The organism is Cellulosimicrobium sp. NPDC057127 (genome assembly GCF_042670945.1).
Classification (GTDB): domain Bacteria; phylum Actinomycetota; class Actinomycetes; order Actinomycetales; family Cellulomonadaceae; genus Cellulosimicrobium.
Genome location: NZ_JBHUUP010000003.1, coordinates 150805 through 175478, shown reverse-complemented (window position 1 = coordinate 175478; position 24674 = coordinate 150805). Strand labels below are relative to the sequence as shown.

Sequence of the window (24674 nt, the reverse complement as noted above, 5' to 3'; positions counted from 1 at the left end):
CGGCACATGAGGACGTCCGCGTGCGCGTCACCGGCCGTGGCCGGGACGCGCACGCGGACGCAAGGTGCTGCTCAGGGCTGGCGCTACGGGAGCGGCAGGGTCAGAGCTTGTCGCCGACCAGCTGGGTCAGCGCGACGAGGCTGTTGGAGTAGCCCCACTCGTTGTCGTACCAGGAGACGACCTTGACCTGGTCGCCGATCACCTTGGTGAGCTTCGAGTCGAAGATGCTCTGGTGGGGGTCGGTGACGATGTCGCTCGACACGATCTCGTCCTCGACGTAGGACAGGACGCCCTTGAGTGGGCCCTCGGCGGCAGCCTTGACCGCGGCGTTGACCTCCTCGACCGTGACCTCCTTGGAGGCGGTGAACGTGAGGTCCGTGGCCGAGCCGGTGATGACCGGCACGCGCAGCGCGAAGCCGTCGAGCTTGCCCTTGAGCTCGGGGAGCACGAGGGAGACGGCCTTGGCGGCACCCGTCGAGGTCGGCACGATGTTCTGCGCGGCGGCGCGGGCACGACGGAGGTCGCGGTGCGGGCCGTCCTGCAGGTTCTGGTCACCCGTGTAGGCGTGGATCGTGGTCATGAGGCCACGCTCGATGCCGATCGAGTCGTTGAGCGCCTTCGCGAGCGGGGCGAGGCAGTTCGTGGTGCACGACGCGTTCGAGATGATGTGGTGCGACGCCGGGTCGTACTGGTCCGAGTTCACGCCGACGACGAACGTCGCGTCCTCGTTCTTCGCGGGGGCCGAGATGATGACCTTCTTGGCGCCGGCGTCGATGTGCGCCTTGGCCTTGGTCGCGTCGGTGAAGAAGCCGGTCGACTCGATGACGATGTCGGCGCCGAGCTCGCCCCAGGGCAGGTTCGCGGGGTCGCGCTCCGCGAGGGCCCGGATCTTCTTGCCGTCCACGATGATGTTGTCGTCGTCGAAGTCCACGCTCAGCGGGAAGCGGCCGAGGACGGTGTCGTACTTCAGCAGGTGCGAGAGCGTCTTGTTGTCGGTGAGGTCGTTGACCCCCACGATCTCGACGTCTGCGCCCGACTCCACGATGGCGCGGTAGAAGTTCCGTCCGATCCGACCGAAGCCGTTGATACCGACGCGGATGGTCACAATGCCCTCCTCAGGGCGCGCCGGTTGCCCGACGCACACGGTTGATGCCGAACGATCACGTACGACGGCGTACGCAGGTGGTGATCACGCCCGTGCCCGCTGCCGGACCTGCCGGCTCCGCTCCACCTGCGCGCGAGCACCGCCACGGCGACTGCCGGGGCCGAGCACGCCCACGAGGGGTGTCAGCGAAGGAGCACGTCGTCGTCACCTGACCCTCCCGAGCCTATACCAACACCTCGCCATCGTGTGACCTGGATCCCACGCCTCGGGACCATGGTCCCGCGCACGCGCGACCTCTACCGTCGCACGCCGGCGGGCGCCCGCACGCGCAGGACGCGGTGCGGGCCCGTCGGCAGGGGCTCGGCTCAGAGGTCGAGCAGCTCGGGGCTCAGACCCGCCTCGGTGTCGGGGATGCCGAGCTCCGCGGCGCGCTTGTCCGCCGTCGACAGCAGCCGCCGGATGCGGCCCGCGACGGCGTCCTTGGTCAGCGGCGGGTCCGCGAGCTGGCCCAGCTCCTCGAGCGAGGCCTGCTTGTGCGCGAGGCGAAGCTCACCGGCCTCCCGCAGGTGGTCGGGCAGGTCGGCGCCGAGGATCTCGAAGGCGCGCTCGACGCGCGCGCCGGCCGCGACCGCGGCCCGGGCCGAGCGGCGCAGGTTGGCGTCGTCGAAGTTCGCCAGGCGGTTCGCCGTCCCGCGCACCTCACGACGCGTGCGGCGCTCCTCCCACACGAGGACGGCCTCGTGCGCGCCGATGCGCACGAGCAGCGCGCTGATGGCGTCGCCGTCGCGGATCACCACGCGGTCGATCCCGCGCACCTCGCGCGACTTCGCGGAGATGCCCAGCCGCCGCGCCGCACCGACGAGCGCGAGCGCCGCCTCCGGCCCCGGGCACGTCACCTCGAGGGCCGACGAGCGCCCCGGCTCCGTCAGCGACCCGTGCGCGAGGAAGGCACCGCGCCAGGCGGCCTCCGCCTCCTCCAGCCCGCCCGAGACGACCTGCGGCGGCAGCCCGCGCACAGGGCGTCCGCGCTGGTCGAGCAGCCCGGTCTGGCGTGCGAGCGACTCGCCGTCGCGCACGACGCGCACCACGTAGCGGCTGCCCTTGCGCAGCCCGCCCGCCGAGACGACGATCAGCTCGCTGGAGTGCCCGTAGACGTCGGCGATCGTCTCGCGGAGCCGGCGGGCGGCGATCGCGGTGTCGAGCTCGGCCTCGATGACGACACGGCCCGAGATGAGGTGCAGACCGCCGGAGAAGCGGAGCATGGCCGAGACCTCCGCCTTGCGGCACGAGGTCTTGTCCACCCGCAGCCGTGCCAGCTCGTCCTTCACCTGTGCCGTGAGCGCCATGGGCGACATCCTGCCATCGATCCCGGGCGCGGGCGGCCGTCGCGCGGGCCCCCGAGCCGGGCGGGCGTGCGTCCCCGGGCACGTCCGCGCTGCTCAGCGCGCGAGGGTGCCGACGTCGCCGAGGAAGTCGTCGAACACGTCACGGTAGGCGGCGGCGAGCCGCAGCGCGTCGTGCCGGGGCGTGCCGTCGCCGAGGCGCACCTGGCGCAGCAGGAGCCGCGCGCCCATCGTCGCAGCCGTCCGGGCGAGCTGGTCGGTGTCCTCGACGGCCGAGGGGTCCGCGACGACCGCGTCGATCCGCAGGCCGGGCGCGTGCTTGTGCAGCGCCTCGAGGTGGTCGGTCGCCGAGAGGCCGTACGTCTCCCCCGTGTCGCTCGACAGGTTGAGGGTCACGCAGCGGCGCGCCGGCGTCTCGTGGAGCGCGTGCGCCAGCTCGGGCACGAGCAGGTGCGGCATGACGGACGAGAACCACGACCCGGGGCCGAGCACCACCCAGTCCGCGGCCTCGACGGCGGCGACCGCCTCCGGGCACGCCGGCGGGTCGGAGGGCACGAGCCGCAGCTGCTCGATCCGGCCGTGGGTGACGGCGACCCGGCTCTGGCCGACGACGGTCTCGAGCGCGTCACCGGTGCGCACGTCCGCCTCGATCTCGAGCGGCACCGCCGCCATGGGCAGCACCCGTCCGCGCGCGCCGAGGAGCCGCCCCACCCAGTCGAGACCGGCGACCGGGTCGTCCAGCAGCTCCCACAGCGCGACGATGAGGAGGTTGCCCACGGCGTGGTTGTCGAGGTCGCCCTCGGACGTGAACCGGTGCTGCAGGAGAGAGCTCCACGTGCGTCCCCACTCGGAGTCGTCGCACAGCGCCGCGAGCGCCATCCGCAGGTCTCCCGGTGGCAGCACCCCGAGCTCGGAGCGCAGCCGCCCGGAGGAGCCGCCGTCGTCGGCCACCGTGACGACGGCGGTGAGCCGGTCCGACATGAGACGCAGCGCCGACAGGCTCGCGGACAGGCCGTGCCCGCCGCCGAGCGCGACGACCGCCGGGGACGTCCTCGCCGCCACGGCGTGCGTCACTCCTTGCCCAGGTCGCGCGCGGTGACCGTCACCCGCTGCCCGCGCCCGCGCAGCCGCGCGGCGATCGCCTCGCTGATCGCGACCGAGCGGTGCTTGCCCCCGGTGCAGCCGACCGCGATCGTCACGTACCGCTTCTCCTCGCCCAGGTAGCCCGCGAGGACCGGCTCGAGGGCGTGCACGTACCGGTCGACGAACTCCACCGCCCCCGGCCGCGCCAGGACGTAGTCGCGCACCGGGGCGTCACGGCCCGTGAGGTGGCGCAGCTCGGTGATCCAGTACGGGTTCGCGAGGAACCGCACGTCGACCACGTGGTCGGCGTCGAGCGGCAGCCCGTACTTGAAGCCGAAGGACACGACGTTGATGCGCAGCGTGTCGGGCGTGCCCTCGGCGACGGCGGAGCGCACCTCGCGCGCGAGGTCGTGCACGTTGAGCTCGGACGTGTCGATGACCACGTCGGCCCGCTCCTCGAGGCTCGCGAGCAGACGGCGTTCCTCGGCGAGCCCGTCGAGGATGCGCCCCTCGCCCTGCAGCGGGTGCGGGCGCCGCACCTGCTCGTACCGCCGCACGAGCACCTCGTCGGACGCGTCGAGGAACAGGATGCGGTAGAAGACGCCGCTCTGGCGCAGGTGGTCGAGCACCTCGACGAGGTCCTGGAAGAACTCGCGGCCGCGGACGTCGACCACCGCGGCGATGCGCTCGAGCGTCGAGCCGGAGCGGGTCATGAGGTCGACGAGCGGGACGATCATGCGCGGCGGCAGGTTGTCGACGACGTACCAGTCGAGGTCCTCGAGGACGGCCGCGGCGCGCGACCGCCCCGCGCCCGACATGCCGGTGATGATGAGCACCTCCGCCTCGCGGCGCTCGGGTGCCTGGGTGGCCGCCTCGATGGCGGGGATGCCGCTGGGGACCGTGGTCGGGGAGGGTTCCGGTCTCATGGCTCCAGCATGCCAGCCGATCACGACGTGGCGGTGCTGCCCTCGCCGAGCGCGGCGACGACGGCCTCCGCCGTGCGGGCGCCCATGCCCGGCACGGTCGCGATCTCCTCGACGCTGGCCGCGCGCAGGCGCTTGAGCGAGCCGAAGTGCTTGAGCAGCGCGGTCTTGCGCGCGGGTCCCAGCCCCGGCACGCCGTCGAGCGCGGAGGCCGTCATGCCCTTGCTGCGCTTCTTGCGGTGCTGGCTGATCGCGAACCGGTGCGCCTCGTCGCGCACGCGCTGCAGCAGGTACAACCCCTCCGAGGAGCGCTGGAGGATGACGGGGTAGTCCTCGCCGGGCAGCCAGACCTCCTCGAGGCGCTTCGCGAGGCCGCACAGCGCCACGTCGTCGATGCCGAGCTCCGCGAGCGCCCGGGCGGCGGCCGCGACCTGGGGCGGTCCGCCGTCGACCACGACGAGGTTCGGCGGGTACGCGAAGCGTGCGCGCCGGTCGGCGGGGGCGTCCTGGTCGACCTCGCCGGAGCGCGGGACGTAGCCGGCCCGCTGCGCCTCGGCGTCCGCGTGCTCGCCGGCGCGGTCGGGTGCCGATCCCACGGCCTCGTCCGCCTCGAGGTCCACCTCGAGGCCGCCGAGCCGCGACCGGTCTGCGAGGTACCGCTTGAACCGGCGCGTGATCACCTCGTGCATCGCCGCGGTGTCGTCGCGCGCGCCCTCGCCGTCCGGACCTCGGACGGTGAAGTGGCGGTACTCGCTCTTGCGCGCCAGTCCGTCCTCGAACACGACCATGGAGGCGACCTGGAACGTGCCCTGGTTGTGCGAGACGTCGTAGCACTCGATGCGCAGCGGCGCCGTGTCGAGGTCGAGGGCCTCCTGGATCTCGCGCAGCGCCTGGCTGCGCGTCGTGAGGTCGCCGGCGCGGCGTGTGCGGTGCAGCGCGAGCGCGTGCTCGGCGTTGGCCCGCACGGTCGCCGCGAGCTCCTTCTTGTCGCCGCGCTGCGGGACGCGGACGTCGACCCGCGCACCGCGCACGCCGGTCAGCCACGTGGTGACCTGCTCGGGGTCGGGCGGCAGCACGGGGACGAGGACCTCGCGGGGCACGACGTCGCGCGTCCCGCCGCGGGCGCCGGCCCCCGTGGTGGCGTCGAGCGCCGCGGCCTCCTCCGCCGCGCCGTACACCTGCTGCAGGAGGTGCTCGACGAGCTCGGCGTCCGTGACGTCCTCGACCTTCTCGACGATCCAGCCCCGCTGGCCGCGGATCCGGCCGCCGCGCACGTGGAACACCTGGACGGCGGCCTCGAGCTCGTCGCCCGCGAGCGCGAACACGTCCGCGTCCGTGCCGTCGCCGAGCACGACGGCGTTCTTCTCCGTGGCGCGCTGCAGGGCGCCGATGTCGTCGCGCAGGCGGGCGGCGAGCTCGTACTCCATCGCGGCCGCCGCCTCCTGCATCTTGCGCTCGAGCCGCTTGACGAACCGCTGGGTGTCGCCGGCCATGAAGTCGCAGAAGTCCTCCGCGAGCGCGCGGTGGTCCTCGGGAGAGATGCGCCCGACGCACGGCGCGGAGCACTTGTCGATGTACCCGAGCAGGCAGGGGCGGTCGGTCTGCCGGGCACGCTTGAACACCCCGGCGGAGCAGGTGCGCACCGGGAACACGCGCAGGAGCAGGTCGAGCGTCTCGCGGATCGCCCACGCGTGCCCGTACGGGCCGAAGTACCGCGTGCCGGGGCGCTTCGCGCCGCGCATGACCTGGGCGCGCGGGAACTCGTCGCCCATCGTCACGGCGAGGAACGGGTACGACTTGTCGTCGCGGTACTTGACGTTGAACCGCGGGTCGAACTCCTTGATCCACGTGTACTCGAGCGCGAGCGCCTCGACCTCGGTACCGACGACGGTCCACTCCACCGACGCGGCCGTGGTCACCATCGTCTGCGTGCGGTGGTGCAGGTTCGCGATGTCCTGGAAGTAGCTCGACAGGCGTGCGCGCAGGTTCTTCGCCTTGCCGACGTACACCACGCGGCCGTGCTCGTCCCGGAACCGGTAGACGCCCGGCGAGGTGGGGATCTCCCCCGGCGCAGGGCGGTACGTCGCGGGGTCTGCCATGGTCTCCAGCCTAGGTCAGCGCACCGACGGCGACGGCCGGTGCGGGAGGGGTCGGGACGGGCGGTGTGACGACGGTCACCGCCCGTTAGGGTGACGGGCATGAGCGCACAGCACGGGTACACGGCGACGGTCCGCTGGACGGGCGCCGGCGCGACGGGGACCACGTCGTACACCGCGTACAGCCGCGACCACGACGTCCTGCTCGCCGGGCGCCCGCCCCTGCCCGGCTCGGCGGACCCCGCGTTCCGGGGCGACCCGGCGCGCTACTCCCCGGAGGAGCTGTTCGTCGTGAGCATCTCGCAGTGCCACATGCTCTGGTTCCTCCACCTCGCGTCGGCGGCGGGGGTCGTCGTGCGCGAGTACGTCGACGACGTCACCGGGTCGATGCGCGTGGAGTCGGGCGGCGAGGGGCAGTTCACGGACGTGACGCTGCACCCGCGCGTCGTGCTCGACGACGGACCCGGCACCGACGAGGAGTCGCTCGCCGTCCTGCACCGCCGGGCGCACGACCACTGCTTCCTCGCGCGCTCGGTGAACTTCCGGGTGCTCGTCGAGCCCGCGCCGGCGCGGCGCGCCGCCGCCTGACGATCAGGCGGCGGACGCCTTGCGCCGCGGAGCGCGGCCTCCGCCGCTCTCGTCCGCCGCGCGACGCGCCTTCGCCGAGCGCCCCCGGGACTTCGCCGCGGGCGCGGCGTCCTTCTCCGGGCTCGGACCGGGACCCGCCGGCGCGACGGGAACCGGCGGGTGCTGGTCGAGGATCTCGGCGAGGAACCGGCCCGTGTGGCTGGCCTCGACGCGCGCGACCTTCTCCGGCGTGCCCTGCGCGACGACCTTCCCTCCACCGGACCCGCCCTCGGGGCCCATGTCGACGACCCAGTCGGCGCTCTTGATGACGTCGAGGTTGTGCTCGATGACCAGGACGGTGTTGCCCTTGTCGACCAGGGACTGCAGCACCCCGAGGAGCTTGCGGATGTCCTCGAAGTGCAGGCCCGTGGTCGGCTCGTCGAGGACGTAGATCGTGCGCCCGGTCGAGCGCTTCTGGAGCTCGCTCGCGAGCTTGACGCGCTGCGCCTCCCCACCCGAGAGGGTGGGAGCCGGCTGCCCGAGGCGCACGTACCCGAGCCCCACCTCGACGAGCGTCTTGAGGTGGCGCGAGATCGCGGGGACCGCGGCGAAGAACTCCGCGGCCTCCTCGATCGGCATGTCGAGGACGTCCGCCACCGTCTTGCCCTTGAAGTGAACCTCGAGCGTCTCGCGGTTGTACCGCGCGCCGTGGCACACCTCGCAGGGCACGTAGACGTCGGGCAGGAAGTTCATCTCGATCTTGAGCGTGCCGTCGCCCGAGCACGCCTCGCAGCGGCCGCCCTTGACGTTGAACGAGAACCGGCCGGGCGTGTAGCCGCGCACCTTGGCCTCGGTGGTCTCGGCGAAGAGCTTGCGCACGTGGTCCCAGACGCCCGTGTAGGTCGCCGGGTTCGAGCGCGGCGTGCGCCCGATCGGGCCCTGGTCGACGTGGACCACCTTGTCGAGCTGGTCGAGCCCGGTGACGCGCGTGTGCCGCCCCGCCACCTGGCGCGCGCCGTTGAGCTCGTTCGCCATGACGGTGTAGAGGATCGAGTTGACGAGCGTCGACTTGCCCGAGCCCGACACACCGGTGACGGCCGTGAACGTGCCGAGCGGGAAGCTGACGTCGATGCCGGTCAGGTTGTGCTCCCGCGCGCCGACGACGGTGACCTGGCGGTCGGGGTCCGTCGGGCGGCGGTGCCCGGGCAGCGGGATGCTGCGGCGTCCGGACAGGTACGCACCGGTCACCGACTCCGGCGCCTCGAGCAGCCCGGCGTAGTCGCCGGAGTGCACCACGCGCCCGCCGTGCTCGCCGGCGCCCGGGCCGATGTCGACGATCCAGTCCGCGGTGCGGATGGTGTCCTCGTCGTGCTCGACGACGATGAGCGTGTTGCCGAGGTCGCGCAGCCGGGTCAGCGTGTCGATGAGGCGGCGGTTGTCGCGCTGGTGCAGGCCGATGCTCGGCTCGTCGAGGACGTACAGCACCCCGACCAGCCCGGAGCCGATCTGCGTCGCGAGCCGGATGCGCTGCGCCTCACCGCCGGACAGCGTCGCGGCGGGGCGCTCCAGCGAGAGGTAGTCGAGGCCGACGTCGAGCAGGAACCCGAGGCGCGCGTCGATCTCCTTGAGCACCTCGGCCGCGATGGCCCGCTCCCGCTGACCGAGCTCGAGCGACCCGAGGAACTCGGCGGCCTCGCGCAGCGGCAGGCGGCACACGTCCCAGATCGACCGGTCGCCCACCTTGACGGCGAGCACCTCGGGCTTGAGCCGCGCACCCTTGCACACGGGGCACGGCACCTCGCGCATGAAGGCCTCGTACTTCTCCTTCGACCACTCGGACTCGGTCTCGGAGTGCCGCCGCTCGAGGAACGTCATGACGCCCTCGAACCCCGTCGAGTACTGCCGCTCGCGCCCCCAGCGGTTCTTGTACCGCACGTGCACCTGGTGGTTCTGGCCGTGCAGCACGGCCTTCTTCGCCCGCTCGGGCAGCGCCCGCCACGGCGTGTCCATGGAGAAACCGAGGTCGTCCGCGAGCGCCGTGAGCACGCGCTCGAAGTACTCCGACGAGACCTGCGCCCACGGCGCGACGGCGCCCTCGCGCAGCGACTTCTCGTCATCCGGGATGACGAGGTCCGGGTCGACCTCGAGGCGGAAGCCGATGCCGGTGCACTCCGGGCACGCGCCGTACGGCGCGTTGAAGGAGAACGTGCGCGGCTCGATCTCGTCGAGCGCGAGCTCGTGGTCGTTCGGGCAGGCCCGCTTCTCGGAGAAGCGGCGCTCGCGCGCCGGGTCGTCCGCGTCGGCGTCCACGAGCTCGACGACGACCAGTCCCCCGGCGAGCCCGAGCGCCGTCTCCACCGAGTCCGTGAGCCGGCGCTGCACGCCCTCGCGCGCGACCAGCCGGTCGATGACGACCTCGATGTCGTGCTTGAGCTTCTTCTCCAGGACCGGCGGGTCCGTGAGGGTGCGCACCTCGCCGTCGACGCGGGCGCGCGCGAATCCCTTGGCCTGGAGCTCCTTGAACAGCTCGGAGTACTCGCCCTTGCGGCCGCGCACCACGGGTGCGAGAACCTGGTAGCGCGTGCCCTCGGGCAGCTCGAGGAGGCGGTCGACGATCTGCTGCGGGGTCTGCGCCGTCACACGCTCGCCGCACACCGGGCAGTGCTGGGTGCCGGCCCGGGAGAACAGCAGGCGCAGGTAGTCGTAGACCTCGGTGATGGTGCCGACGGTCGAGCGCGGGTTGCGGTTCGTGGACTTCTGGTCGATCGAGACGGCCGGCGACAGGCCCTCGATGAAGTCGACGTCGGGCTTGTCCATCTGCCCGAGGAACTGGCGCGCGTACGCGGACAGCGACTCCACGTAGCGCCGCTGGCCCTCCGCGAAGATCGTGTCGAACGCCAGGGACGACTTGCCCGACCCCGACAGGCCGGTGAAGACGATGAGCTGGTCGCGCGGGAGGTCGAGCTCGACGTCGCGCAGGTTGTGCTCGCGGGCACCGGAGATGACGAGGCGATTGCTCACCGAAGAATCGTACGTCCGGCCACCGACGCTCGCACACGTGTTCGACGCCCCTCCCCCGTTCCCTCACGTCCCGGGGCGGCCTCGTCCACATCCGGCGCCTGGGGCACACTGGCGCCATGACGTACACGGGGGAGGTCGTCGTCGGCGGGCCGGCGCACGTGCGCGTCCTCGACGCCCTGGAGATCCGCAAGCTCGCGGTCGGGCCGATGGCCAACGACGCCTACCTGCTCACGTGCCGCCGTACCGGCGACCGGCTGCTCGTGGACGCCGCGGCCGAGGCCGGGCGCCTCCTCGAGCTCGTGAGGTCCGGCAGTCCCGAGGGCGCACTCGTGACCGTCGTCACCACGCACCGGCACGCCGACCACGTCGGCGCGCTCGCCGAGGTCGTCTCGGCGACCGGCGCCGCGGTCGCCGTCGGTGCGGACGACGCCGCGGCGGTGACGTCGGCCACCGGCGTGCGCGTCGACCGTGCGCTCGTCCACGGCGACACCCTCGCCGTCGGCGACGTCCGGTTGGAGGTCGTGGCGCTGCGCGGTCACACGGCCGGCTCGGTCGCCCTCGCCTACCGCGAGCCTGACCGTGTCGACGAGCCGGGGGCGAACCCGGGGCGCGTCCACCTGTTCACGGGCGACTCGCTCTTCCCGGGTGGCCTCGGCAGCACCGACCACGACGCCGCGCGGTTCGCGAGCCTTCTCGACGACGTGACCGAGCGGGTCTTCGCGCGGTTCGACGACGACACCCGGGTCTACCCGGGCCACGGCGCCGACACGACCCTGGGGGCCGAACGACCGCACCTGCCCGCCTGGCGCGCCCGGCGCTGGTGACCGGTCGCCGTCGGCCTGCTTGGATGGCGTCATGCCGTTCCACGCCGTGACCTATGTGTACGCCGACCGTCCCGCCGATCTCGACGCGCTGCGACCCGAGCACCGTGCGTTCCTGCGCGCCCTGCACGAGGACGGGACGCTGCGCGCGTCCGGCCCGCTGCCTGCCACGGCCGACGCGCGGGCGGGGGCGCTCCTGGTCCTCGAGGCCGCGTCGCCCGACGACGTCGGCCGCGTGCTCGACGCCGACCCGTTCGTCCGTGCCGGCCTCGTGGCCGAGCGGACGGTGCGTCCCTGGTCGCCCGTGATCGGCGACTGGGCCGACCGCGCCTGAGCGCCCGGTTCAGCCCTCGTCGCGCGTGCCGGCCGTGACGACGTCCGCGCCCTCCGCGGCCCGCAGGGCGCGCGTCTGCAGGAGGCTCGCCACCGTCGTCACGGCCAGCGCCCCGACGATCACGACGAGCGAGAGCCAGATCGGCACCGTGGGCACGGCCTCGACGTGCTGGCCGCCGTTGATGAACGGCACCGTGTTCTCGTGCAGCGCTTCGAGGACGAGCTTGACGCCGATGAAGCCGAGGATCACCGCGAGACCGATCGGCAGGTAGACCAGCCGTTCGAGCAGGCCGCCGAGCAGGAAGTACAGCTGGCGCAGGCCCATGAGCGCGAAGACGTTGGTCGTGAACACGATGAACGGGTCCTGCGTGAGGCCGAAGATCGCCGGGATCGAGTCGAACGCGAAGAGCAGGTCCGTGCTGCCGATCGCGAGGAACACGACGACGAGCGGCGTGAAGACCCGGCGGCCGTCCTCCACGGTGCGCACCCGACCGGCGTCGTACCGCGTGCCGATGGGCAGGACCCGGCGCAGGAGGCGGACGGCGCGGTTCTCCCGGTACTCCTCGGGCTCGTCGCCACCGACGACGAGCTTGACCGCGGTGTACACGAGGAACGCGCCGAACAGGTAGAACACCCACACGAACTGCTCGAGCACCGCGGCGCCGGCGAGGATGAAGGCGCCGCGGAGGACGAGCGCCACGATGATGCCCACCATGAGCACCCGCTGCTGCTGCGCCCGCGGCACGGCGAACCGCGCCATGATGAGGACGAACACGAAGAGGTTGTCCACCGAGAGGCTGTACTCGGTGAGCCAGCCCGCGTAGAACTCGCCCGCGGGCGCGCCGCCGCCGACCGCCGCCACGATCGCCCCGAAGACGAGCGCGAGCGCGACGTAGAAGCCGACCCACAGCGCGCTCTCGCGCACCGAGGGGACGTGGGGCCGCCGCCCGACGACGAACAGGTCGACGAGCAGCAGCACCCCCAGCGCCGTGAGCGACGCCCACTCGAACCAGAGCGGCAGCTCGTGGGTCACTCGGCGCGTTCCGGGCTCGGGTGCTCGCGCTGGTCCTCGGTCGCGACGAGGGCGCGGCGCCGGCGGTCCGCGACGAGGCTCGCGACGGTGGTGATGGTGAGCACGACCACGATGAAGCTCAGCGAGACGGGCGTCGAGATCTCCGGGATGGCCGTCACGTGCTCGCCCCCGTTGATGAACGGGACGGTGTTCTCGTGCAGCGCGTGGATGACCAGCTTGACGCCGATGAACCCGAGGATCGCCGCGAGGCCGTAGTTGAGGTACACGAGCCGGTCGAGGAGGCCGTCGATGAGGAAGTAGAGCTGGCGCAGGCCGAGCAGCGAGAACGCGTTCGCGGTGAACACGAGGTACGTCTCCTGCGTGAGGCCGAAGATCGCGGGGATCGAGTCGACCGCGAACAGCAGGTCCGCGCTGCCGATCGCCACCATGACGATGAGCATCGGCGTGATGAACCGGCGGCCGTCGATCTTCGTGGTGAGCTTGTCCTCGACGTACGTCTCGGTCGTCGGGAACAGGCGGCGCGTCAGGCGCAGCACGCCGTTCTCGTGGAACTCCTCGTCGTGGGAGGTGCCGGCGCGGGCCTGAGAGATCGCGGTCCAGATGAGGAACGCGCCGAAGATGTAGAACACCCAGGCCCAGTTCTCGATGATCGCGGCGCCCAGGAAGATGAAGATCGTGCGCAGGATCAGCGCCACGGTGATGCCGATGAGCAGCACCTTCTGCTGGTAGTCCCGCGGCACGCGGAAGCTCGTCATGATGAGGACGAAGACGAAGAGGTTGTCGACCGAGAGGCTCTTCTCGGTGATGTACCCGGCGAAGTACTCCCCGCCGTACGTGCCTCCCCACACCGCCCACACGACGCCGCCGAACAGGACGGCGATGGCGACGTAGGCGATCGACCAGCGTGTCGCCTCGCGCAGGCTCGGCGCGTGCGGGGTGCGCACGTGCCCGACGTAGTCCACCGCGAGCATCGCGACGATGGCGGCGACGGTGATGGCCCAGACCCAGATGGGGACGTCCATGCAGAGACCTCCGGTACGTAGGTGTGTTCGGGTACCGAAGGTCTCTTCCGCCACGCACCGCCACGCGCACCCGCACGGGACGCGGGCTGGTGGTTGCGGGACCGGTGACACCGGACCGACGACTGCGCCGGCCGTGATGACGACGTCACCGCGGAGGAATACTCCCCTTCAACGAGGTGCCAGCATAGGCCATGCGTCGCCCGCCCGCGGCGCGTGGTCGGCACGGTGGAGCCTCGACCTCGCCGTCGCGCCGGGCGCCGCACACCCCGTTCACTGGAGGCAGAACTCGTTGCCCTCGGGGTCGAGCATGACGATCGAGTACTCGCCGTCCTCCTCGACCTCACGCTGGACGGTGCCACCGCACGACACCAGGTGACGCGCGTGCCCACGGATGCGCGCGGCCCGCTCGTGCGCGTCAGCGGATCCCGCGCCGACGTCGACGTCGAGGTGGACGCGGTTCTTCGCGGTCTTGCGCTCGGGCACCCGCTGGAACCAGAGGCGCGGACCGACACCGTCCGGATCCACGAGCGCGTAGTGGTCGCCGAACCGCTCCGGAGGCAGACACACCCGTCGCCACGACCGTCTCACCGTCTGCCGACGCCGGTCACGCCGTCGCCGCGTGCATCTGCCGCAGCTCCTTCTTGAGCCCGCCGATCTCGTCGCGCAGCCGCGCCGCGAGCTCGAACTGCAGCTCCGCCGCGGCCGCGTGCATCTGGTCGCTCAGCTCCTGGATCAGGTCCGCGAGGTCGCTCGCCGCCGCACCCGCCAGCCGGCTGCCCGTGGCCGCACCCTCCTTGGGCCCGCCGGGGACCGGAGCCTTGCCCTTCGGGCCCTTGCCGGACTGCCGGTAGCCGCCCGCGAGGAGCTCGGCCGTGTCGATGTCCTCCCGTGCCAGCATGTCCGTGACGTCGGAGATCCGCTTGCGCAGCGGCGTCGGGTCCACACCGCGCTCGCGGTTGTACGCGATCTGCTTCTCGCGGCGGCGCTCCGTCTCCTCGATCGCCTCCTTCATCGCGGGCGTCATCTTGTCGGCGTACATGTGGACCTGGCCGGACACGTTGCGCGCCGCGCGGCCGATCGTCTGGATGAGCGACCTGGGCGAGCGCAGGAAGCCCTCCTTGTCGGCGTCGAGGATCGCCACGAGCGAGACCTCCGGCAGGTCGAGGCCCTCGCGCAGGAGGTTGATGCCGACGAGCACGTCGTACTGGCCCAGGCGCAGCTCGCGCAGCAGCTCCACGCGCCGCAGCGTGTCGACCTCGGAGTGCAGGTAGCGCACCCGGACGTCCTTCTCGAGCAGGTAGTCCGTGAGGTCCTCGGCCATCTTCTTCGTCAGCGTGGTGACGAGCACCCGCTCGTCCCGTTCGACGCGCTCGCGGATCTCGTGGAGCAGGTCGTCGATCTGCCCGGTGGTCGGCTTGACCACGACCTCCGGGTCCACCAGGCCGGTGGGTCGGATGATCTGCTCGACCACGCCGTCGGACATCGACAGCTCGTAGGACCCCGGCGTCGCCGAGAGGTACACGGTCTGCCCGATGCGCTCGACGAACTCCTCCCAGCGCAGCGGACGGTTGTCCATCGCGCTCGGGAGCCGGAAGCCGTGGTCGACGAGGCTGCGCTTGCGCGACATGTCGCCCTCGAACATCGCGCCGATCTGCGGCACGGTGACGTGCGACTCGTCGATAACGAGCAGGAAGTCCTCGGGGAAGTAGTCGAGCAGCGTGTTCGGCGCGGTGCCCGACGCGCGGCCGTCGATGTGGCGCGAGTAGTTCTCGATGCCGGAGCACGTGCCGATCTGGCGCATCATCTCGATGTCGTACGTGGTCCGCATGCGCAGCCGCTGCGCCTCCAGCAGCTTGTTCTGCGCCTCGAGCTCGGCGAGCCGCTCCGCGAGCTCCGACTCGATGGACGTGATCGCCCGCTCCATGCGCTCCGGGCCGGCGACGTAGTGCGTCGCCGGGAACAGGTGCACGTACTGCTCCGACCGCACGACGTCGCCCGTGAGCGGGTGCAGCGTCTGGATCGCCTCGATCTCGTCGCCGAAGAACTCGATGCGGATCGCGAGCTCCTCGTAGACCGGGATGATCTCGACCGTGTCGCCGCGGACGCGGAACGTGCCGCGCGTGAAGGCCATGTCGTTGCGCGAGTACTGCATGGTGACGAACTGCCGCAGCAGGTCGTCGCGCTCGACCTGCATGCCGACGTCGAGCCGCACCATGCGGTCGACGTACTCCTGCGGGGTGCCCAGGCCGTAGATGCACGACACGGAGGCGACGACGACCACGTCGCGACGCGTGAGCAGCGAGCTCGTGGCCGAGTGCCGCAGCCGCTCGACCTCGTCGTTGATCGACGAGTCCTTCTCGATGTAGGTGTCCGTCTGCGCGATGTACGCCTCGGGCTGGTAGTAGTCGTAGTACGAGACGAAGTACTCGACGGCGTTGTTCGGCAGCAGCTCGCGGAACTCGGTGGCGAGCTGCGCGGCGAGGGTCTTGTTCGGCGCCATGACGAGCGTCGGCCGCTGGAGCTGCTCGATGGTCCACGCCGTCGTCGCGGACTTGCCCGTGCCCGTCGCGCCGAGCAGCACGACGTCCTTCTCCCCCGCCCGCACGCGGCGCGTCAGGTCCGCGATCGCCGTCGGCTGGTCGCCGGAGGGCTGGAACTCGGAGATCACCTCGAACGGCGCCGCGGCGCGCTGCAGGTCGGTCACAGGACGCATGCGACCACGGTACGACCCGGCACCCACACGCGCGCCGCGGAGGACGCCGCGGGCGCCGGGCACGTCAGACGCCGCACGGTGCAGTTGGACGGTCGTCCAAGATCACCCGCCCCTGCGCTGTACGCCGGCCCGGCGAGCGCCTAACGTCGTCGTGCGGCGCGACGCGCCGCGGCCGAGGGGGCGGCCGACGCAGGCGGTGGACGACCACCGTCGTCCCGGCCGTACTGGAGCCCTGCATGCCTCGTGCCCGCGCACGCCGTCGCGCGCACCGCCTCGCCGCCTCCCTGCCCGTCGTCCTGCCCGTCGTCGCGGGCGCGCTCGTCGCGTCGGGTCTCGCCGTGACGGCGCTCGGCGCGTCCGCGACCGCCGCGCCCCTGCGTGCGGACGGCACGGTCATCTGCACCGCCGGCGCACCCGCGGCCCTGTCGACCGGCGAACCGCTCGCCACCGACACCGGCGTCGCGGTGCTCGTCGGCGGCTCGTACACCGCGCGGGCCGGCGCGAAGGAGTCGGAGGGCGTCCTGGCCGTGGTCGGCGACGTCCGCGTCGCGACGGACGACCTCCTCAACGTGGGCCGCGCCGGAGGCGGCTCGCAGATCGTCCCGCCCGCGGGCACGGCGATGCTCGTGGCCGGCGGGACGATCGACGCGACGGGCTCCACCGTGGACGTCGGCCACGGGATCGTCGGCGCCGACGCGTCCGGCGGCGACGTGGTCGCGGGCGGGGAGATCCGGCCCAGCTCCGCCTTCGAGACGAACGGAGGGGCGCTCCTGCCCCACCAGGGGGCCGACGTCGCCGACCTCCTGCGCCCGATGCGCGACGCGCTCGCCCCGCTCGCCGCGGACCTCGCCGCGCAGCCCGCGACGGGGACCACCACGCTCGCCGGCGACCTCCTCACCCTCACGGCCTCCGGCCCTGCCGAGGTCCACGTGTTCGACGTCCGGGCCGAGGACCTCGCCGTCGCCCGCACGCTGCTGTACGTCGGCACGGGGAGCTCGCCCGTCGTCGTCGACGTCTCGGGCACCGACGTGGACTACGGCGTGCTGCACACCGCCGTCGGCACGCTGCCCGCGCGCGTCGACGACCCCAGCGGCGCGTCGCTCGGGCCCGCTGCCACGCGAGTCCTGTGGAACTTCGCGGACGCCACGAGCGTCGACCTCGGCGACGGCACGACGACGAGCCAGCTCGTGGGCAGCGTGCTGGTCCCGCGCGAGGGCTCGGTCGTCCGGCAGCGCACCCACACGAACGGACGCCTGTGGGTCGGCGGCGACCTCGTCGTCGGCGGCGCGCCCGGCCTGGAGCACCACAACTACCCGTGGGTCGGCGCGGAGGGCGTCGACTGCGCACCGGCCCCCGCGCCCGAAGCCCCGGAGCCGGACGCGCCGGACCCCGCCGTCCCGGCCGACCCTCCCGTCACCGACGACACGGACGGCACGACCGACGTCGGGCCCGGCGAGCAGGGTGCCGACGACCACGCCCCGGAGCAGGCCCCGGTGCCCGGTGCGGCTCCCGACACGTCGGCCTCCCCTGCGCCGCTCCCCCTCCCGGCCGGCGCGGCGCTGATCGCCGCCGCCGACGCCGCGGTGTCCGCCTCGGGCGCGCAGGGCGGGGACGAGCTCGTCGCGACCGGCGCGTCGGCAGCACTCCCCGCGGCCGTCGCGGCGCTCCTGCTCGCCGCCGGGACGGCGACGCTGCTCACGGTGCGCTCCCGTCGACGCGCGACGGCACGCTGAGCAGAGGTCAGGCCTCGGCGCCGGCCGCGATCACCGGCTCGGGCTCGCCCGAGAGCGCCGCCCGGACCACCGTCGCGACGGCCCGCACCTGGGTGTCGACCGGCAGGACGTCCACGGCGGGGACGTGGACGAAGCCCGCCCGCATCCCCGGCACGGACCGGGCGTGGTGCATGAGCTGGTAGAACGTCGCGTTGCACACGTACGTCCCGGCGGTGTTGGAGACCTCCGCCGGGATGCCCTCGGCACGCAGCGCGGCGAGCGCGCCCTTGAGGGGCAGCCCCGACCAGTACGCGGCCGGGCCGCCGTCGACGACGGGCTGGTCGACCGGGGCCGCCCCGGCGTTGTCCGGGATCCGTGCGTCGACGACGTCGATCGCGATGCGCTCGAGCCGCACGCCGCGCGAGCCCCCCGCGAGGCCGAGCGCCACGACCACGGTGGGCGCGTGCTCGCGGATCGCGTCCGCGAGGACGGGCCAGGCGCCGTCGAACGTGACGGGCAGGCGCACCGCGACGACGTCCTGCCCGACGAGCTCGTCCGCGCGCGCTGCGAGCGCCTGCGCGGTGTCCCACGACGGGTTGGTCTCGTCGCCGCCGAACGGCTCGAACCCGCTGACGACGACCGTCACGCCTCGTCCTCGCTCTCCTCGTCGAGCTCCGTGGAGACCTTCTCCCACAGCGCGTCGACCTGCTCCCGCAGCGCGTCGGCGCTCCCCGCGCCGTCGAGGGTCACGTCGGCGGCCGCGAGACGGGCGTCGTCGTCGGCCTGGGCGGCGATGCGTGCGGCGGCCTCCTCCGAGGACAGGCCGCGCTCGGTGAGCCGACGCGTGCGCAGCTCGACCGGGGCGTGGACGACCACCACGAGGTGGAACCGCGCCGGGTCGCCGGTCTCCACGAGGAGCGGGACGTCGTGCACGACGACGGCCCGCGGGTCGGCGGCGGCGGCCGCGGCCTCCCGCTCGGCGGCGAGACGTCGCACCTCGGGGTGGACGACGGCGTTGAGCCGCTCGCGCGCGGCGTCGTCCGCGAAGACGATCGCTCCCAGGGCCTGCCGGTCCAGGGACCCGTCGGGCGCGAGGACACCGGTGCCGAACGACTCGACGACCTCGTCGAGGCCGACCGAGCCCGGCGCGACCGCCTCCCGCGACAGGACGTCGTAGTCGATGGCGACGGCTCCCCGCTCGGCGAGTCGTGCGAGGGCGACGGACTTGCCTGCCGCGATGCCTCCGGTCAGACCGATACGGAACATGCGCCCCATCCTGCCAGGGCGACGCCGCGCACGACGTGCGGGAGCGCGTCAGGCCGACGGCTCGCCGGCGAGGACCCGCAGGAGGCGGAGCAGCTCACGGCGGTCGGCGTCGCCGAGGCGGGCGAGCAGGGAACCTGCGCTGGAGGAGCGCACCGCGCCGACACGCTCGACGGTCTCGCGCCCGCGGGCGGTGAGCTCGACGAGGGTCGCGCGCCGGTCGTCGGGGTCGGGGATGCGGCGCACCAGCCCGGCCGCCTCCGCGTCGTCGACCTTGGAGGTCACCGAGCGCGGGGCGACGTCGAGCGCGGTCGCGACGGCACCGAGGCGGCAGGGCGTCTCGCAGCGCGCGAGGAACCGGAGCATGCGGAACTGTCCGGGCGTCGTGCCGACGGGTTCGAGCCGCGAGCCGGCCTCGCGCCGGACCGCGTGCAGCGCGGTGTGCAGGAGCGACAGGAACTCCCCCGCCTCGTCGTCCGAGGGCGCGGGCACCGGCTCGGGCGGGCTCTGGTCGGTCACGGGGCGAGCGTACTCGCGCGCACCGCGCCTTGTGCCTACCGCATTAGTGAGTTAGACTCACCATCGCTTTCGCGCGAGCGGCGCCCGCCCCCACGAGGTGCCCCCGCCCGCCGGCCCACCCCGGTCCCCGCGGACGACGAGCGCTCCCCACCCCCCGGGAGGCCCCATGACGTTCCCCTCGTCCTTCCCTGCGCACGGCCCAGGAGGTGGCGGCGGCATGCGCTCGTTCCGTCAGGACTCCACCGTCGCGCACCGCCGCCTGCAGCGCGGGACCGTGCACCGCGTCCTCGCGTTCGCCCGCCCGTACCGCCGCTGGCTCGCCGCGTTCCTCGCCCTCATCTCGGTCGACGCCGCGGCGGGCGCCGTGACCCCGCTCCTGTTCCGCCGCATCATCGACGTCGGCATCGCCGAGGACCGCACGGACGTCGTCGTCTCGCTCGCCCTCGTGGCGGCGGCCCTCGCCGTCCTGTCCGGCGGGCTCGGGGTCGCGCAGCGCTGGTTCTCGGCACGCATCGGCGAGGGCCTCATCGTCGACCTGCGCACCGCGGTGTTCGACCACGTCCAGCGCATGCCCCTCGCGTTCTTCAGCCGCACGCGGACCGGCGCGCTCGTCCAGCGTCTCAACGGCGACGTGCTCGGGGCGCAGCAGGCCTTCACGTCCACGCTGTCCAACGTCTTCTCCAACCTCCTCACGGTCGTGTTCGTGCTCGCCGCGATGCTCTCCATGTCGTGGCAGCTGACGCTCCTCGCCCTGACCCTCCTGCCCGCGTTCGTGCTGCCCGCGCGCTGGGTCGGCAAGCGCCTCGCGGCGATCACCCGCCAGAGCTACGAGCTCAACGCCGAGGCCGCCCAGACGATGAACGAGCGGTTCAACGTCGCGGGCGCCCACCTCGTCAAGGTGTTCGGTGACACGGGCCGGGAGTCGGCCCGCTTCGCGGCGCAGGCAGGACAGGTGCGTGACATCGGCGTCAAGCAGGCCATGTACGGGACGGTCTTCCGCGTCGGACTCACCGTCGTCGCGTCCGTCGCCGTCGCCATCGTCTACGGCATCGGCGGCGTCATGGCGATCGCCGGGTCCCTCACGGTCGGTACCGTCGTCGCGCTGACCGCGTACCTCGGCCGCCTCTACGGCCCCCTCACCGCGATGTCCAACGTCCAGGTCGACGTCATGACGGCCCTCGTCAGCTTCGAGCGCGTGCTCGAGGTCCTCGACCTGCAGCCCACGGTCGTCGACGCCCCCGACGCCGCGGACCTCTCCGACGACGTCGCCCGTGCCGGCGCGAGCCTCGAGCTCGACCGCGTCACGTTCCGCTACCCGTCGGCCACCGAGGTCTCCCTCGCGTCGCTCGAGTCCGTCGCCGTCGAGGGCACGGACCCCACGACGGACACGCTCGCGGACGTCTCGTTCTCCGTCCCGCCCGGCGCCATGGTCGCCCTCGTCGGGGCGTCCGGCGCCGGCAAGACCACGGTGTCCCAGCTCGTCACGCGCATGTACGACCCGACGGACGGCACCGTGCGCATCGCCGGACGCGACCTGCGCGAGGTCACCCAGGCCAGCCTGCACGACACCGTCGGCGTCGTCACCCAGGAGGCGCACTTGTTCCACGACACGATCGCCGAGAACCTGCGGTACGCCAAGCACGACGCGACCGACGCCGAGGTCGAGGAGGCGCTGCGCCGCGCGCACGTGTGGGACGTCGTCGCCGCGCTGCCGTCCGGCGTCCAGACGGTCGTGGGTGACCGCGGCTACCGCCTCTCCGGCGGCGAGCGTCAGCGGCTCGCCATCGCGCGCGTGTTCCTCAAGGCACCCGACCTCGTCGTCCTCGACGAGGCGACGGCCCACCTCGACTCCCGCAGCGAGGCAGCCGTCCAGGCCGCGCTCGCCGAGGCGCTGCGCGGTCGCACGTCCCTCGTCATCGCGCACCGCCTGTCGACCGTGCGCGCCGCCGACCTCATCGTCGTGCTCGACGCCGGCCGCGTCGTCGAGACCGGCACGCACGCCGACCTCCTCGCACGCGACGGCCGCTACGCCGAGCTGTACCGGACCCAGTTCGCGGACGCACCGACCGCCGCCGTCTGAGCGCATCGCCGTCGGCGCGGTCGCAGCGCGTCGGCCGTCGGAGCGCCGTCCGCCGAGGTGGCATCCACGGCCGGCGAACGGCGAAGGCCCGCCACCCCGGACGGGGTGACGGGCCTTCGTGCTGACCGGGTGCGACCACGAGGGCCGCGGGCCGGATCAGTTGCCGGTGAGCTTCTCGCGCAGAGCGGCGAGCGCCTCGTCCGAGGCGAGCGTGCCCGTGGCCTCGGCGGCCGGGGCCGACGAGTACGAGGTGCCACCGCCACCGCCGCCGCCACCGCTGGACGGCGCCGCGCCGGTGTCGCCGGACGCCGACTCGAAGTCGGCCCGCTGCGCCTCCGCGACCTGCTTGCGGTGCGCCTCCCAGCGCTCGTGGGCCTTGGCGTACTCCGCCTCCCACGCCTCGCGCTGCGTCTCGAAGCCCTCGAGCCACTCGTTCGTCTCGGGGTCGAAGCCCTCGGGGTACTTGTAGTTGCCCTGCTCGTCGTACTCCGCCGCCATGCCGTAGAGCGCGGGGTCGAAGTCCTCGGACTCGGGGTCGACACCCTCGTTCGCCTGCTTGAGCGACAGCGAGATGCGGCGACGCTCGAGGTCGATGTCGATGACCTTGACGAAGACCTCGTCACCGACGTTGACGACCTGCTCGGGCAGCTCGACGTGGCGCACGGCCAGCTCGGAGATGTGCACCAGGCCCTCGATGCCGTCCTCGACGCGCACGAACGCACCGAACGGGACGAGCTTGGTGACCTTGCCCGGCACGACCTGACCGATCGCGTGGGTCCGGGCGAACGTCTGCCACGGGTCCTCCTGCGTCGCCTTGAGCGACAGCGAGACGCGCTCGCGGTCGAAGTCGACGTCGAGCACCTCGACCGTGACCTCCTGGCCGACCTCGACGACCTCGGAGGGGTGGTCGATGTGCTTCCAGGACAGCTCGGAGACGTGCACGAGACCGTCGACCCCGCCGAGGTCCACGAACGCACCGAAGTTGACGATCGAGGAGACGACACCCGGGCGCACCTGACCCTTCTGCAGCGTCTGCAGGAAGGTGGAGCGGACCTCGGACTGCGTCTGCTCGAGCCACGCACGGCGCGAGAGGACCACGTTGTTGCGGTTCTTGTCGAGCTCGATGATCTTCGCCTCGATCTCCTTGCCGACGTACGGCTGGAGGTCGCGGACACGACGCATCTCCACGAGCGACGCGGGCAGGAAGCCGCGCAGACCGATGTCGAGGATGAGGCCGCCCTTGACGACCTCGATGACGGTGCCGGTGACGACGCCGTCCTCCTCCTTGATCTTCTCGATCGTGCCCCAGGCGCGCTCGTACTGCGCACGCTTCTTGGACAGGATCAGACGACCTTCCTTGTCCTCCTTCTGGAGGACGAGGGCCTCGACGGCGTCGCCGACGTTGACGACCTCACCGGGGTCCACGTCGTGCTTGATGGACAGCTCGCGGGAGGGGATGACGCCCTCGGTCTTGTAGCCGATGTCGAGGAGGACCTCGTCGCGGTCCACCTTGACGATCGTGCCTTCGACGATGTCGCCGTCGTTGAAGTACTTGATGGTCGCGTCAACGGCGGCGAGGAAGTCCTCCTCGGTGCCGATGTCGTTGACGGCAACCTGGGGTGCGGACTTCGCGGGGGTAGAGATGGTCATTGAGTTCGATGCTCCGATGCGGACAGGGAAGTCGTACGGGTAGGGACGTGCGGCGATCGCGGTGCCGCCGGGCCCGGACAGGTCCGCTACCGTGACCCGAGCAGGATTCCCTGCACGGCCGTGGAGCGAGGTCCGACGTGGCGACGGGCGCAATGCACCGCCGTCCATCGTACGCGGCCCCCGCCGCGAGGGTCAACGCACGCCCTCGGGCGGGTCAGCGCCCGTCCCGCGCGCCCGTCCCGCGCGCCGTTCATGCCAGCACGTGCGCGACGCGCAGCAGCTCCGCCGGGACGCGCTTCGGCCGGCCCGCGACCTCGGACAGGGGCACCAGCTCGACGCGCTCGCCGCGCAGCGCCGTCATCACCCCGGTGGTCCCAGCGCTGACCGCGTCCACCGCCGCCACGCCGAAACGACTGCCGAGGATGCGGTCCGTCGGGGTCGGCTCCCCGCCGCGCTGCACGTGACCGAGCACGGTCAGGCGCGTGTCGAAGCCGGTGCGCTCGGCGATCTCGGCACTCACGCGCTCGCCCACGGAGCCCGCGACGATCTCGCCGAAGCGGCCGAGCTGCTGCGTGAACTCCATCGACGACCCCTCGCGCGGCACGGCACCCTCCGCCACCACGACGATCGAGAAGTTGGCGTGCGCCCGGTGGCGGTGACGCAGGAACTTCACGACCTGGTCGATGTCGAACGGCTCCTCGGGTGCGAGGACGACCTCCGCGCCACCCGCGATGCCCGCGTTCACCGCGATCCAGCCCGCGTGCCGTCCCATCACCTCCACGACCATGACGCGGTTGTGGCTCTCCGCGGTCGTGTGCACGCGGTCGAGGGCCTCCGTCGCGATGTTCACCGCGGTGTGGAAGCCGATCGACAGGTCCGTGCCCTCGACGTCGTTGTCGATGGTCTTGGGGATCGCGACGATCGGGACGCCCGCCTCGCCGACCCGGCTCGCGGCGTGCAGCGTGCCGTCCCCGCCGATGCAGACCAGGGCGTCGAGGCGCTCCGCCTCGACGGTCGCGAGCACCGCGTCCATGCTCCCGTCCTCGGCGGACGGGTGGAACCTCGCCGTGCCGAGAAGGGTGCCGCCCACGGGCAGCACGTTGCGGATGTCCTGCCGGCCGAGCGGGAACACGTCGCCGTCGACGACGCCGCGCCACCCGTTGCGGAAGCCGATGATGGTGTGCCCGTACTCCCCCGTCCCCTGCTTCACCACGGCACGGATCGCCGCGTTGAGCCCGGGGCAGTCGCCGCCCCCCGTGAGAAGTCCGATGCGCACCTGAGTCCTCCGTCTCGTCGTCGTCACGCGCCCTCGCGCCGTCCGGCAGGCGAGACGGGGCACCGGCCCCGCGGCGCCGCGTCGGCCCCACCCTAACGAGGATGTGGACCGTCC

At 72.6% G+C, this 24674-nt stretch carries 20 protein-coding genes; 5 read left to right on the top strand and 15 right to left on the bottom strand.

From position 1 onward, the window contains the following. Positions 1-100: 100 nt before the first annotated feature. The 5 genes from gap to uvrC all read right to left on the bottom strand — a co-directional run bounded on the left by gap (position 101) and on the right by uvrC (position 6553). Positions 101-1105, bottom strand: a complete 1005-nt coding sequence (gene gap / locus ACFTZA_RS04265; protein ID WP_378191119.1) for a type I glyceraldehyde-3-phosphate dehydrogenase — start codon at positions 1103-1105, stop codon at positions 101-103. A gap of 365 nt (positions 1106-1470) precedes the next feature. Continuing rightward, positions 1471-2451, bottom strand: coding sequence for a DNA-binding protein WhiA (gene whiA, locus ACFTZA_RS04260; RefSeq protein ID WP_378191117.1), 981 nt, complete (start codon positions 2449-2451; stop codon positions 1471-1473). Between the two features lie 93 nt (positions 2452-2544). After that, positions 2545-3510, bottom strand: coding sequence for a uridine diphosphate-N-acetylglucosamine-binding protein YvcK (gene yvcK / locus ACFTZA_RS04255; RefSeq protein ID WP_378191115.1), 966 nt, complete (start codon positions 3508-3510; stop codon positions 2545-2547). Between the two features lie 8 nt (positions 3511-3518). Continuing rightward, positions 3519-4457, bottom strand: a complete 939-nt coding sequence (gene rapZ, locus ACFTZA_RS04250; RefSeq protein ID WP_378191113.1) for an RNase adapter RapZ — start codon at positions 4455-4457, stop codon at positions 3519-3521. Between the two features lie 20 nt (positions 4458-4477). Then, positions 4478-6553 carry an excinuclease ABC subunit UvrC gene (gene uvrC, locus ACFTZA_RS04245; protein ID WP_378191111.1) on the bottom strand — a complete coding sequence of 692 codons (2076 nt, stop codon included), beginning with the start codon at positions 6551-6553 and terminating at the stop codon, positions 4478-4480. Positions 6554-6652: 99 nt separating this feature from the next. Between uvrC and ACFTZA_RS04240 the strand changes: the two genes are divergently transcribed. Beyond that, positions 6653-7138, top strand: coding sequence for an OsmC family protein (locus tag ACFTZA_RS04240; RefSeq protein WP_378191109.1), 486 nt, complete (start codon positions 6653-6655; stop codon positions 7136-7138). A gap of 3 nt (positions 7139-7141) precedes the next feature. Here ACFTZA_RS04240 and uvrA read toward each other — a convergent pair whose 3' ends face one another. After that, positions 7142-10138, bottom strand: a complete 2997-nt coding sequence (gene uvrA, locus ACFTZA_RS04235; protein WP_378191107.1) for an excinuclease ABC subunit UvrA — start codon at positions 10136-10138, stop codon at positions 7142-7144. 116 nt (positions 10139-10254) lie between these two features. On the opposite strand from uvrA, the gene ACFTZA_RS04230 reads away from it, so the two are divergent. Together ACFTZA_RS04230 and ACFTZA_RS04225 are read left to right on the top strand one after the other, a co-directional pair. Next, positions 10255-10962: an MBL fold metallo-hydrolase gene (locus tag ACFTZA_RS04230; protein WP_378191105.1), complete on the top strand. Its 708-nt coding sequence runs from the start codon at positions 10255-10257 to the stop codon at positions 10960-10962. 31 nt (positions 10963-10993) lie between these two features. Next, positions 10994-11293, top strand: coding sequence for a YciI family protein (locus ACFTZA_RS04225; RefSeq protein WP_378191103.1), 300 nt, complete (start codon positions 10994-10996; stop codon positions 11291-11293). 9 nt (positions 11294-11302) lie between these two features. On the opposite strand, the gene ACFTZA_RS04220 is transcribed toward ACFTZA_RS04225, so the two are convergent. The 4 genes from ACFTZA_RS04220 to uvrB form a co-directional block, all read right to left on the bottom strand. Next, positions 11303-12325, bottom strand: coding sequence for a TerC family protein (locus ACFTZA_RS04220; RefSeq protein WP_378191101.1), 1023 nt, complete (start codon positions 12323-12325; stop codon positions 11303-11305). Beyond that, positions 12322-13347: a TerC family protein gene (locus ACFTZA_RS04215; protein ID WP_378191099.1), complete on the bottom strand. Its 1026-nt coding sequence runs from the start codon at positions 13345-13347 to the stop codon at positions 12322-12324. The genes ACFTZA_RS04220 and ACFTZA_RS04215 overlap by 4 nt, the downstream gene beginning before the upstream one ends. Before the next feature lie 270 nt (positions 13348-13617). Next, positions 13618-13914, bottom strand: a complete 297-nt coding sequence (locus ACFTZA_RS04210) for a VOC family protein (RefSeq protein WP_378191097.1) — start codon at positions 13912-13914, stop codon at positions 13618-13620. 37 nt (positions 13915-13951) lie between these two features. Continuing rightward, the gene (gene uvrB, locus ACFTZA_RS04205) at positions 13952-16060 is read right to left on the bottom strand and encodes an excinuclease ABC subunit UvrB (protein WP_378191095.1); all 2109 of its coding nucleotides are present in this window, start codon (positions 16058-16060) and stop codon (positions 13952-13954) included. Between the two features lie 236 nt (positions 16061-16296). Between uvrB and ACFTZA_RS04200 the strand changes: the two genes are divergently transcribed. Next, a complete protein-coding gene (locus ACFTZA_RS04200) occupies positions 16297-17793 on the top strand; it encodes a choice-of-anchor A family protein (protein ID WP_378191093.1) in 1497 nt (498 codons plus the stop codon). 7 nt (positions 17794-17800) lie between these two features. Here ACFTZA_RS04200 and ACFTZA_RS04195 read toward each other — a convergent pair whose 3' ends face one another. From ACFTZA_RS04195 to ACFTZA_RS04185, 3 genes are read right to left on the bottom strand one after another with little or no spacing between them, the layout of a single operon-like run. After that, positions 17801-18418 (bottom strand): pyroglutamyl-peptidase I, encoded by a 618-nt coding sequence (locus ACFTZA_RS04195; protein ID WP_378191091.1) that lies wholly within the window; start codon positions 18416-18418, stop codon positions 17801-17803. Continuing rightward, entirely contained in the window at positions 18415-19038 is a 624-nt protein-coding gene (gene coaE / locus ACFTZA_RS04190) for a dephospho-CoA kinase (RefSeq protein ID WP_378191089.1), read from the bottom strand. Before coaE ends, ACFTZA_RS04195 begins: the two co-directional genes overlap by 4 nt. A 48-nt stretch (positions 19039-19086) precedes the next feature. Continuing rightward, a complete protein-coding gene (locus tag ACFTZA_RS04185; RefSeq protein WP_378191087.1) occupies positions 19087-19554 on the bottom strand; it encodes a MarR family winged helix-turn-helix transcriptional regulator in 468 nt (155 codons plus the stop codon). Between the two features lie 217 nt (positions 19555-19771). Between ACFTZA_RS04185 and ACFTZA_RS04180 the strand changes: the two genes are divergently transcribed. Beyond that, positions 19772-21634 carry an ABC transporter ATP-binding protein gene (locus tag ACFTZA_RS04180; protein WP_378191085.1) on the top strand — a complete coding sequence of 621 codons (1863 nt, stop codon included), beginning with the start codon at positions 19772-19774 and terminating at the stop codon, positions 21632-21634. 156 nt (positions 21635-21790) lie between these two features. Here ACFTZA_RS04180 and rpsA read toward each other — a convergent pair whose 3' ends face one another. Both rpsA and ACFTZA_RS04170 read right to left on the bottom strand, forming a co-directional pair. After that, the gene (rpsA, locus tag ACFTZA_RS04175) at positions 21791-23284 is read right to left on the bottom strand and encodes a 30S ribosomal protein S1 (RefSeq protein ID WP_378191083.1); all 1494 of its coding nucleotides are present in this window, start codon (positions 23282-23284) and stop codon (positions 21791-21793) included. A gap of 250 nt (positions 23285-23534) precedes the next feature. Further along, a complete protein-coding gene (locus ACFTZA_RS04170) occupies positions 23535-24560 on the bottom strand; it encodes a 6-phosphofructokinase (RefSeq protein ID WP_378191081.1) in 1026 nt (341 codons plus the stop codon). Positions 24561-24674 lie beyond the last annotated feature (114 nt).